The following is a 12,186-nucleotide window of genomic DNA, read 5'->3' on the forward strand; positions in this document are numbered from 1 at the left end:
GTTCAAAATTAATTATGCGATTTCGGCAGTGACAACTGCCATGGGACTTCCTGTGAAGAGACAGGGAGTCCTTTTAATTTGTTTATGCTCATTTGGGCGGCCAGAGTACCAGGCTGGTGTGTCTGGTGTGTCAGTGTTGTGGCGCGGAGCAGACCAGATGTGGTAAGGTAGCTGGTATTGAAGGCGGCTAGTGCTATTGTGGTTTCGAAACTATGGTCGGCGGAAGTAGTCTTGAATCCAGTGCTTTGAAGAGAGGATGAAAGGGAAGCATGAGTTGCTATCTTTTTCTCCTGTCCAAGCGACAGCTCTTCCCATAACAGCCATGCAATAAAGTCATCCTCACAAATAAACGCAGTGCAGTCGGGGGTGATCCGTTCTAGAAATTTTTTTAGGAAGCTGATATCCTGGCTCTGACGGAAATCATCCAGTTCCTGTGTGGTGTACCAGCAGATGTTGCGGTCTGGTACAGTCAGCCCCTGATTTTGCATAGCATCCAGAAATCCCTGGTAGCGTTCAAGTCCCCGCTGATCGTCCATCTGGAAAATACCGGCGATAGAAGAGTGGCCTTTTTCCACAAGACTTTGCACCAGAAGACCAGCCCCATATAGATTATCTTCATAGATTACTGGAATCTGAGACAACTGGGGATAAGCACATTCCAGGAACAAAATGGAAGTTCCCCTTTGTATCAGCCTTTGATAAAGCTCTGTATTAGGTGATGGTAAGGCGCTTTTTACAGGCTCCACAATAAGTGCCCGCAGCGGACTTTTCAAAAGAAACTGAAGGATTTGCCGTTCCTGGTCCACATGATTGTGAGTGGGGTAAACCTTGCAGGAAAATCCCTCCGCAGCCAGCGCCACACGAATATCATTTATCAGTGCAGGATATTCATATTGCTGTTCATCGGGAATCAGAATTCCAACTATATTCCGGTCTTCCAGGCTGGAAAGTCCGGTAATGTAAGCTCCGCTCCCTTTAATGCGGCGGATTTCCCGCTCATCTTCAAGAACCGCCAGCGCAGCCCGGACCGTTTGTCGGCTGACACGGTATCTGACAGCCAGCTCCTGTTCGGTGGGAAGCTTGTTGATTCCCTTTTGAATAGAATCTGAAATGATTTCTCTTAGCTGTTCAACCAGCCATTTATATTTGATCGCCATATATTTTAGTTCCTCTTTCTTAGGTTAGAGCGTGTTTGAAAAAGTATTCCCGCAATCTGTCGCGCCACTCTGGTTTTTTTATTTTGCTGGGATAGTTATTTCATAAAATTTTCACATGAATTATTTATGATTTCCCAATAAATCTTCTGCTTTTTCACTTCTAAAACCCAAAATATTATACCTTTTTTCAAATGATCAAACCTTTTTTTTCCAGCTTAGACAGTTTGCCAAATCGAAAAACATAGAAAAAGGTGTAATATTTTTCACAAAATCATAAGAAAACAAACTTTCTAAATGAGAAATCATAAAATATCACCCCTTTTCCTGCCTGAAATTCATTATAATATAAATTTGTCTGTATTTCACTATGAAAACCAACAAATTTGTATTGTTTGAACTGACGAAACAACCAAAAGACGGGAAAACAATATTGAAATTTATGTTGATTTTCGCTAAATTATAGACATCAAGAAGAACACGGATTCAAAGAACGGACGGAAAGCTAAGACAGCAAACGGATCAGTGTTGAACGAGAAACCAATGGCAGGCGCGACCTGCAAAAGTATTTTTTCTAAAAGAAAGAGAGGAATAATCACTATGAAAAAGAAATTAGCAGTTATGGCACTCGCAGCAGCAACACTCAGCATGATGGCTATGCCGGTTTACGCTGACGATCTGGTAACAGTTGGATACGCTCAGGTTGGACATGAATCAGACTGGCGTACAGCAAACACCCAGAACTATCAGGATGTTTTCTCAGAAGATGCCGGATACAGCCTTGATCTTGTAGACTGCGACAATGACAATGCTGCACAGCTTGAAGCAGTTCGTACATTCATTAGTAAAGATATGGATTACATCGTAATCGCTCCGATCCAGTCCGCTGGCTGGGACACCGTCCTTCAGGAAGCACAGGATGCTGGAATCCCTGTAATCATCGCAGACCGTGAAATCGAAGCAAGCGACGATTTATATGATGCATGGGTTGGAACAAACACAACAAACGAAGGTATTACAGCTGGTAACTGGTTAGCTGAGTACCTTGGCGATAAAGACGCTAACATTCTTGTAATCGAAGGTTCCGTAGGAGCTTCCGCAGCACTTGGACGTACAGAAGGATTCAATCAGGTAGCTGGCGAGCATGATAACTGGAAGATTCTTGATTCTCAGTCCGGTGATTTTACACAGGCTGGTGGTCAGGAAGTTATGGAATCCTTCATCAAATCCTATGAGGGACAGTTCAATGTAGTTGTCTGCCAGAACGATAACGAAGCATACGGCGCAATGGATGCAATGGATGCAGCAGGTATCACCTACGGTGTTGATGGCGATGTAACTCTTATTTCCTTCGATGCAACACATGATGGACTTCAGTATACATTAGATGGAAAGATCAACTGTGATGTTGAGTGTAACCCGATCCAGGCTGAAGTTGTTAAGGGCGTAATCGAGAAAATGCAGGCAGGCGAAGAATTTGAGAAGACAACACTTGTTGAGGATCAGGCATTCGTAGCACCTGGAATCGAGAGCGAATATGCAACAACTATGACTGATGAAGTTCTGGCTGGACGTGCTTACTAATCAGAAAAATCAATCGGAGAGTGTGAAAACAGCAGAGCTGTGAAACAATCCGTAAACATCGAAATTGGTTATCAGCAAGCAGCTGAAAAACGATAAAGATGAACAAATAGGGGAGGAAAGTCCCAAGGCGGATTTTCTTCCCCTTAATTTTCGCGAGCAACGAGGAGAATGAAAAATGAAGTTGATAACGGGAAGGGAGGAATCGCGTTGGAAGCAGGAGTAGTATTGAAAATGCAGGGAATCTGCATGACATTCCCAGGTGTAAAAGCACTGGAAGGCGTGGATCTGACATTGAAAAAAGGTGAAATCCGCGCGCTGATGGGAGAGAATGGCGCGGGTAAATCCACATTGATCAAGTGCCTGACCGGCGTAAATAAATTTGAGGCTGGAGAGATTTATCTGGAAGGATTTGATCATCCCATCGTAAATAAAGATACCATGGACGCCCAGAAGAAGGGCATTTCTACTGTATATCAGGAAGTAAACCTCTGTCCAAACCTTTCGGTGGCAGAGAATCTTTACATAGGCCGCGAGCCGCTGACAAAGCTTGGAACGGTCAACCGAAAGGCAATGAACCGTCAGGCAGCTGCCCTTATGAAACAGCTGGAGCTTGACGTTGATGTAACACGTAATCTTGAAGAATATTCACTGGCATTGCAGCAGATGATCGCAATTGCCCGTGCTGTAGATATGGACTGTAAGGTGCTCATTCTGGATGAGCCCACATCTTCACTGGATGATCGTGAAGTAGAAAAGCTTTTTACCATGATGCGCAGACTGAAGGAGAAAGGTGTAGGAATCATATTTGTTACCCATTTCCTGGAACAGGTTTATGCAGTATGTGACGGAATTACCGTTCTTCGAAATGGTCAGCTGGTTGGCGAGTATGAGATCGCAGATCTTCCGAGAGTGAAGCTGGTAGCAGCTATGATGGGAAAAGATTTCGACGATCTTGCTTCCATTAAACCGGAGAGCACAGGAGATAAGAGAAAAGAGCCGATGGTAATCGAAGCCCGTGGCTTAAGCCACGCAGGAACCATCAAACCATTTGACCTTGATATCCACAAAGGAGAGGTTATCGGTCTTACCGGACTTCTTGGAAGCGGACGAAGCGAACTGGCACGTGCTATTTACGGTGCTGACCGCGCCCAGACTGGTATTTTGAAAGTAAAAGGCAAGGAAGTTAAGGTGAAAAATCCTATTGATGCCATGCATCTTGGAATGGGACTTCTTCCTGATGACCGTAAAGCGGAGGGAATTGTTGCAGATTTGTCCGTAAGAGAAAATATCATCCTTGCAATTCAGGCAAAACAGGGAATTCTGAAAAAGATCCCTATGGCAAAACAGTGTGAGATTGCAGACAAGTATATCGATCTTCTCCAGATCAAATGCGCAAGCCGTGAGACTCTGATCAAACAGCTTTCCGGTGGAAACCAGCAGAAGGTTATCCTTGCAAGATGGCTTGCAACAAACCCGGATTTCCTGATCCTGGACGAGCCTACAAGAGGAATCGATATCGGTACCAAGACAGAAATCCAGAAGCTGGTTCTGAAGCTTGCAGATGAAGGAAAGAGTCTGATCTTCATTTCCTCTGAGATCGAGGAAATGCTCCGTACCTGCAACCGTATGGCAGTTCTCCGTGACGGTCAGAAGGTTGGAGAGATTGATGAGGCAGATATGAACCAGATGAACGTAATGAAAGCAATCGCAGGAGGTGAGCAGTAATGGGTAATTTCAAAAAACTGGCGCAGAAACGTCTGTTCCTTCCGGTTTTCAGTATGATCCTGGTCATGCTGATCAACGTAGTATATGATATTGCAACAGGAAGTGCACCGCTTTCCTTCTTTATGATTTCCATTAAGAATGGTGTACTTTACGGACGTCTGATCGACATCCTGAACCGTGGAAGTGAAATCGCCATCCTGGCAATCGGTATGACACTTGTTGTATCTGCTTCCGGCGGTACTGATATTTCCGTTGGTTCTGTAATGAGTCTTTACGCAGGTGTCTGCTGTATGATCCTTGCAGGATACGGAAATGTAAATGTGCAGGAATATGCGCATCCGCTGCTGGTTGGCATTGGAGCCGGACTTCTTGTCACTTTGATCTGTGGCGTTTTTAACGGATTTCTGGTTGCTTATATGAATATTCAGCCTATGGTCGCCACCCTGATCCTATGGTCGGCGGGACGTGCAGTGGGACTTCTTCTTTGCAACAGCCAGATCGTTTATGTGCGTGTTCCGTCCTTCCAAAAGCTTGGTGCTTACTGCGGAATCATTCCAACACCGATCATTGTGGCAGCTGTGTGTGTGGCAATTGCTTCTATTGTACTTCGCTACACAGCACTAGGAACTTACATCCAGAGTGTTGGTATTAACAAAAAAGCTTCCCGTATCGCAGGCTTTAATTCCGCAAAGATCATCCTTATGTGCTATGCAATCTGCGGTCTTTGTGCAGGTCTTGCAGGTATGGTTGCAACCTCCAGAATCTATTCAGCAGATACCAATAACATTGGTCTGAACATGGAGCTGGATGCAATTCTTTCTGTAGCACTTGGCGGCAACAGCCTTGGCGGCGGTAAGTTTTCCCCGGCAGGTTCCATCATCGGAGCGTACACCATCCAGGCGATTACCACAACTCTGTATGCACTTGGTGTTTCTTCTGCACAGGCACCGGTATTTAAGGCAATCGTAGTTATTATCATCGTAGTAATTCAGGCTGAGCCAGCCAAAGCCTTCTTTAAGAAGCTGACAAAGAAATCCGGAAAGGAGGCAGCTCGGGCATGAAAAAGAAAAAAATAAACAGCAATAACCTGTTGCTGCTGATCACCATTGTATTATTCTTTGTAATGTATGCTGCAGGATGTATCGTATATGCGGACAAAGGCTTTACCCGTTTCCAGACATTTCTGAACATCCTGATCAACAATGCAGGTCTGATCTGCATCACAGCTGGTATGACATGCGTTATGCTTACTGGCGGTATTGATATTTCCGTAGGTTCCCTGGTTGCTATGGACTGTATGATCCTGGCAGTGGGAATCGAGCAGTGGGGATGGTCCAGCCCGGTACTTATGCTTCTGATTCTTGCAATTGGTATTATATTTGGTATTGTTCAGGGCTTCTGTATTTCCTATCTGGAAATCCAGCCTTTCATCGTTACTATGGCAGGAATGTTCTTTGCCAGAGGTATGACAGCCGTGATCTGTAAAGAGCAGGTAAGTATTGTTTCTGACAAGATTTTTACCACTCTTTCCAGCTTTAAGATTTCCCTTCCATTTGGAGGGTATCTGAACAAAAAGGGAATCATGCAGTTTCCATACCTTCGTGTAACTGTTGTAGTTGCATTGATCGTAATTCTTGCTATTTATCTGATGCTGAAATACACACGCTTCGGCCGCAGTATTTACGCAGTAGGCGGCAATCAGCAGTCTGCAACCCTGATGGGACTTGATGTTAAGAAAACACAGATGAAAGCATATATTCTTTCCAGTTTCCTTACTTCCATCGGCGGAATCTGCTACTGTCTGAATACCATGGCAGGTACTACCACCCAGGCAACCGGCCTTGAAATGGACGCTATTTCCTCCGCAGTCATCGGTGGTACACTTCTTACCGGTGGTGTAGGAAATGTACTTGGTTCCTTGTTTGGTGTATTGATCAATGGTACGATTTCTACTTTGGTTAAAACCAATGGAAAACTGATCAGCTCCTGGTCCAACATTGTAACAGCAATCCTGCTGTGCTTCTTCATTGTACTTCAGAGTGTATTTGCACTGGTAAAGGAGCGGAAGAGCAAATAAAAATTGAATAAAGAATGAAATGAGACAGGCGGGTACATGATTGAAATGTGTATCTGTCTGTTTTATTTTGGGCATAATGGAAGAAAGGGTAACATACAAATTAGTTAATTGCAATTTTATTCTTCCTGTCCCAATTTCACAAAAATCGGTTCATGTTTCATAGCCGGAATAATTTTTTCCATCATATCTTTCATATTAATTTTCAGGCTGGAGGTGTTAATACAAGGGTGACAGCCGATGTAAGGTTCCTTCAGGAGGTCTTCATCAATAAGCAGCTGCACGTGATTTTCCTTATCGTTCATAAGTCCAAGTATACTGACAGAACCAGGTGTAATATCAAGGAATTTCTCCATATAAGTTTCATTGCCGAAGGAAAGTCTGGCAACGCCAAGCTGGGAAGATACTTCCTTTGTCTTAAACTTCTTGTCGCCTGGCAGGAGCAGCAGATAGAAGTTCGTTTCCTGGCGGTTGCAGAGAAACAGGTTTTTGCAGATTACTGCATCAAGCACTTTATCCACATCTTTACAAGCTTCAATGGTCATCAGAGTTTCATGGTCAATCCTCTGATAAGGCACCTGAAGTGCATCAAGAAAATCATAAGTACGTATCTCTTTTTCAAGTCTGCCCGTGGTATCTGCGGGACGTCCGTTTTCAAGCTTTAATTCCATGGTGTTCTCCTTATGTATTCCCCCACAGGGTCTTTTTTGTCAAATATCTGGGGAATATTGTAGCATTGAGAGTTTTTCTTGTAAAGTGGAGGATGTTCTCCCACAAATTGTGATGCACATCTTTTAGAAAACATTTTTCAACGAATCATGAAAGCTTATCACAGCCTATAATGAAAATAGAGGATTGACCTCCACTACTTTTTTTACTTCCTGCCTTGTTTTACAATAGTTATTGACAGGATTAAGTTTGATTGTACCTTGGAGGATTTTCACCCCGTTTTTCAACGTAAATGTTTTGCCCTTGAGTACAGCATATTGTCGCATCTTTTACAGATAGCACGAGTAGCAAAGTCCATATTATCTCGGGCAAATCTCCTGTCAATTCTATTATAAAGGAGGCTGTCTGTATGAAAGATCTTTTAGAAATTTCCTGTGGTTTGGATATCCACAAAGAAAAAATTGTTGCATGTATCCTAACTGGTCCATTAGGTAAACCTACTCACTCTGAAATTCGTGAATTTACCACTTTAATTCCTGATATGCTTGCTTTACGAGACTGGATCATTTCAGAGAATTGCCATCATATTGCAATGGAAAGCACTGGCATTTATTGGATTCCAATTTACGAAATATTAGAAGATGCTTTCTCTGGAGATATCACTTTATTAGTTGTTAATGCCCGCCATATGAAGAACGTTCCTGGCAAAAAAACTGATATGCGTGATTCTGAATGGATTTCTACATTACTACGTGCAGGACTCCTTAATGCAAGTTTTATTCCAGAAAAAAGGATTCGTGAATTTCGTGATTTAAACCGTTATCGCAAGAGTATTATCCGCGATATTACTTCCCAGAAAAACAGGGTTGAAAAATTCCTGCAGAGTTCCGATTTTCGTCTGTCTTCTTTTATTTCTGATATTTTTGGTGCTTCCGGCAGAAACATTATTCTACATTTGATGGAACATGGACAGATTGATAAAATATCTTTGGATTCTTATCTCAAAACAAAAACCAGAAAACGCATTGATGAAATCCTCATGTCTGTAAATGGGACTCTTTCAGAACATCAAAAATCTTTCTTAAAAATCCTCATGTGTCATTATGATTCCATGAAAGAGCATCTTATTGAAATTGAAACTCATCTTCAGGAAGATATGCTTCCATTCGCTTTACAAATTGAACAGTTAAATACTATCTATGGAATAAGTACAACTGCTTCCTGTGCAATCATTGCCGAAATCGGTACAGATATGAAACCATTTAAAACTGCAGAACACATCTGTTCATGGGCCGGTCTGTGTCCCGGCAATAACGAGAGTGCCGGAAAAAGAAAAAGTACCTCTATCACAAAAGGCAATCCTTATATAAAAAGTATGCTTTGTGAGATTGCCTGGGTAATTGCCGGCAAACGAAACACATATCTTTCAGCCTGGTATTGGAGAATCAAGCAGAAAAAAGGAGCCAGAAAAGCCATTGTTGCTCTTGCTCGTAAATTACTTGTTATCATTTATACAATGCTAAAACAAGGCACTAATTTTGATGAAAACTGTTTTGAAGTCAGGCGCAAAAACTGTGAGCAAAAACAACTTTCCCGTTATATACGAGAATTAGAAAAACATGGCTATACGGTTGAAGCTCAAGTATAATCCATCTTTTGTACAAATCATATTTCACTGCTGGCAGCCATTATTATGACTGCTTTATAGTGATGCTTTCATAATTGTTGAAAACATTTGTTGTCAAGGTTCAAGTCTTGGCTGCGATTTTTATTTTCGTAGCAAATACATTCCAGAATAGCGATGAATATTTCAGAAAATATGTGCATATATAAGTTCGGAGGCGGATATCTGCTTTTTTCCATAGCGCTCCTGTTGACAAAAATTCAAAAAGGCTTTATAAAATCCTTAGAGCCTGCAGATTATGGGAATGATTTAGAAATTGTACAGACCTCATGTATTGCATGATGCCATACTGCAAAATAAATATTATCAGGAGGAGCACATCTGAATGAACAATATCACAAAAAATGCACTGGAAGAGTCTTTGAAAAAATTTCTCCTTCAGAAGCCTCTGGACAAGATCACCATCAGCGACCTGACTACAGATTGCGGAATTAGCCGAATGGCTTTTTACTATCATTTTAAAGACATTTATGACCTGGTAGAATGGTCCTGTATTGAGGACGCTTCCCGGGCTTTGCAGGGAAAAAAGACTTACGACACCTGGCAGGAAGGGCTTCAGCAGATTTTTGAGGCTGTTTTGGAAAATAAACCATTTATTTTGAACGTGTATCGCTCTGTGAAACGAGAGCAGGTGGAAAATTATCTGTACAGCCTGACCTATCAGCTGATCGAAGGAGTGGTAGAAGAGCAGAGCAAGAATCTGATGGTTACAGAGGAACAGAAGAAATTTATTGCGGATTTTTACAAATACAGTTTCGTAGGTGTCATGCTTGACTGGATCAAGAGAGGAATGAAGGAAGCCCCGGAAGAAATCGCGAATATGGTCTGCGTGACCATGCATGGAAATGTTGGGAATTCCCTGCGGAATATGGAGAAGGAAGGGCAATAAAGATTAAGTTTATCCGGAAAATAAGGGATAACTATGGCATAGCAGCTTTAATCCTGAAAGGGCGGGACATAAAGTTTTCGAAATCAACTTTACAAAGTAAGGCGGATGATAAGTTTTTTGTCATCCGTCTTGTTTTGTAAATTGAGGAAAATTATTTTTTGACGTAGAATACACTCAGAAACAGGAAATACTAAATAAAAGGCAGCAGAATTTCGAATTAGTCAAATAAAAGCTTTTTATCTGAAGGTTAGGAAACAAAACTGAGAAAGCTTAGAAGCTGATTCGAAAAGTTAAAACAAGAATAAACACAGATAGCCGGAAATAATGTAACGGCAAATTTCAGAAAGGTGGTAATTTTTATGTCAAAGAAAAAACATTCCGTATTAGGTATGGCAGCACTTGCTGCAGCAGGTGCAGGAGCAGCAGTTCTGGCAAACAAGAGCCGCGAAGAGAAACAGATCACAGAAGCACACGTAGACCCGAATTACCGCAATACAGAGCGCGGCAAAAATGAGAAAAACAGCAAGGGCATTTATTATACAAACGGTAACTACGAAGCATTTGCCCGCCCAGAGAAACCGGAAGGCGTAGATGACAAGCATGCATATCTGGTAGGAAGCGGACTTGCTTCTCTGGCAGCAGCTTGCTTCCTTGTAAGAGACGCACAGATGCCTGGCGACCACATTCACATCCTGGAAGCGATGGACATTGCAGGCGGTGCATGCGACGGTATTTTTGATCCGATGCGAGGATACGTCATGCGAGGCGGCCGTGAGATGGAAAACCATTTCGAGTGCCTCTGGGATCTTTTCCACAGTATTCCATCTCTGGAAAAACCAGGTGCCTCCGTTCTGGACGAGTACTACTGGCTGAACAAACATGATCCAAACTATTCCCTTTGCCGTGCTACTGTAAATCAGGGCAAAGATGCTCACACAGATGGAAAATTCAATCTGAGCCAGAAGGGCTGTATGGAGATCATGAAGCTGTTTTTCACAAAGGACGAGGATCTTTACGACAAGACCATCGAGGATGTATTTGATGATGAGGTTCTGAATTCCACATTCTGGTTATACTGGAGAACCATGTTTGCGTTCGAAAACTGGCACAGCGCACTGGAGATGAAGCTTTACATCCAGCGTTTTATCCATCATATCGGCGGACTTCCGGATTTCAGTGCTCTGAAATTCACCAAATACAATCAGTATGAGTCCCTGATCCTTCCAATGAAGAAATATCTGGAGGATGCAGGTGTTGACTTCCAGTTCAACACAGAGGTTACCAATGTAATCTTCGATATTCACGATGGTAAAAAAGTGGCAACTGCTATTGAGTGCAAGGTAAAGGGTGTTGAGAAGGGAATCCTTCTTACTGAGAACGACTACGTATTTGTTACCAACGGAAGCTGTACAGAGGGAACTATCTACGGTGACCAGAACCACGCTCCAAACGGAGATGCTGAGGTTCGTACAAGCGGTTGCTGGAGCCTTTGGAAAAATATTGCAAAACAGGATCCGTCTTTCGGACATCCGGAGAAATTCTGCTCCGACATTGCGAAGACCAACTGGGAATCTGCAACTGTTACTACACTGGATGACAAGATCATTCCTTATATTACCGACATCTGCAAGCGAGATCCGAAGAGCGGAAAGGTTGTCACCGGCGGTATTGTAAGCTGCCAGGATTCCAGCTGGCTGTTAAGCTGGACCATCAACCGTCAGGGCCAGTTCAAGGATCAGGATAAAGATAAGGTTTGTGTCTGGGTATATGGTCTCTTCACAGATGTACCTGGCGATTATGTAAAGAAACCGATGAAAGAGTGTACCGGTAAAGAAATCACGGAAGAGTGGCTGTACCATATGGGCGTACCGACTGATCAGATCGAGGATCTGGCTGAAAACAGCGCAGTCTGCGTACCGACCATGATGCCTTACATCACTGCATTCTTCATGCCAAGAGCCAAAGGCGACAGACCGGACGTTATCCCGGACGGCTGCGTGAACTTCGCATTCCTTGGACAGTTCGCTGAGACTCCAAGAGACACTATTTTCACCACAGAGTACTCCGTACGTACTGCAATGGAAGCTGTATACGGACTTATGGGCGTAGACCGTGGCGTTCCGGAAGTATGGGGCAGCGTTTACGATGTACGAGAACTCCTTGACGCCAGCGTAAAACTCATGGATGGCAGATCACCACTTGAAATTGAGCTTCCTGGACCGCTGAATCTGGTGAAAAAACCTTTGCTGAAAGCAATCAAGGGAACCTTGGTGGAGAAGGTGCTGAGAGACCATGATGTGATTAAGGATTATATGCTGGAGAAATAAGCGGTTGTAAAAATTTTATATGCTGAAACGAGCGAAGAGTCGGAGTGATCCGGCTCTTTGTTTTGTACTACAACAAATGA

At 43.0% G+C, this 12,186-nt stretch carries 9 protein-coding genes; 7 read left to right on the forward strand and 2 right to left on the reverse strand.

Annotated elements, in window-relative coordinates; genetic code table 11:
- Nucleotides 1-8: 8 nt before the first annotated feature.
- Nucleotides 9-1,157, reverse strand: coding sequence for a GntR family transcriptional regulator (locus LIZ66_RS02665; protein ID WP_227200107.1), 1,149 nt, complete (start codon nt 1,155-1,157; stop codon nt 9-11).
- Between the two features lie 597 nt (nt 1,158-1,754).
- Here LIZ66_RS02665 and LIZ66_RS02670 point away from each other — a divergent pair.
- The 4 genes from LIZ66_RS02670 to LIZ66_RS02685 all read left to right on the forward strand — a co-directional run bounded on the left by LIZ66_RS02670 (nt 1,755) and on the right by LIZ66_RS02685 (nt 6,540).
- Nucleotides 1,755-2,738: an ABC transporter substrate-binding protein gene (locus LIZ66_RS02670; protein WP_148461385.1), complete on the forward strand. Its 984-nt coding sequence runs from the start codon at nt 1,755-1,757 to the stop codon at nt 2,736-2,738.
- Between the two features lie 207 nt (nt 2,739-2,945).
- Complete coding sequence (locus LIZ66_RS02675; RefSeq protein WP_173769172.1) at nt 2,946-4,463, forward strand: sugar ABC transporter ATP-binding protein; 1,518 nt, start codon at nt 2,946-2,948, stop codon at nt 4,461-4,463.
- Nucleotides 4,463-5,524 carry an ABC transporter permease gene (locus tag LIZ66_RS02680; protein ID WP_227200105.1) on the forward strand — a complete coding sequence of 354 codons (1,062 nt, stop codon included), beginning with the start codon at nt 4,463-4,465 and terminating at the stop codon, nt 5,522-5,524. Before LIZ66_RS02675 ends, LIZ66_RS02680 begins: the two co-directional genes overlap by 1 nt.
- Nucleotides 5,521-6,540, forward strand: coding sequence for an ABC transporter permease subunit (locus LIZ66_RS02685; RefSeq protein ID WP_148461387.1), 1,020 nt, complete (start codon nt 5,521-5,523; stop codon nt 6,538-6,540). Before LIZ66_RS02680 ends, LIZ66_RS02685 begins: the two co-directional genes overlap by 4 nt.
- Before the next feature lie 116 nt (nt 6,541-6,656).
- Here LIZ66_RS02685 and LIZ66_RS02690 read toward each other — a convergent pair whose 3' ends face one another.
- A complete protein-coding gene (locus LIZ66_RS02690; protein ID WP_118577811.1) occupies nt 6,657-7,208 on the reverse strand; it encodes a prolyl-tRNA synthetase associated domain-containing protein in 552 nt (183 codons plus the stop codon).
- A gap of 407 nt (nt 7,209-7,615) precedes the next feature.
- On the opposite strand from LIZ66_RS02690, the gene LIZ66_RS02695 reads away from it, so the two are divergent.
- The 3 genes from LIZ66_RS02695 (at nt 7,616) to LIZ66_RS02705 (ending at nt 12,106) form a co-directional block, all read left to right on the forward strand.
- Nucleotides 7,616-8,854, forward strand: coding sequence for an IS110 family RNA-guided transposase (locus LIZ66_RS02695; protein WP_227200102.1), 1,239 nt, complete (start codon nt 7,616-7,618; stop codon nt 8,852-8,854).
- Nucleotides 8,855-9,215: 361 nt separating this feature from the next.
- Complete coding sequence (locus LIZ66_RS02700) at nt 9,216-9,779, forward strand: TetR/AcrR family transcriptional regulator (RefSeq protein ID WP_173769136.1); 564 nt, start codon at nt 9,216-9,218, stop codon at nt 9,777-9,779.
- Nucleotides 9,780-10,138: 359 nt separating this feature from the next.
- Nucleotides 10,139-12,106, forward strand: a complete 1,968-nt coding sequence (locus LIZ66_RS02705; protein WP_173769135.1) for an oleate hydratase — start codon at nt 10,139-10,141, stop codon at nt 12,104-12,106.
- Nucleotides 12,107-12,186 lie beyond the last annotated feature (80 nt).

It is taken from the genome of Blautia faecis (assembly GCF_020554845.1).
In the GTDB taxonomy this organism is placed as follows: domain Bacteria; phylum Bacillota; class Clostridia; order Lachnospirales; family Lachnospiraceae; genus Blautia_A; species Blautia_A faecis.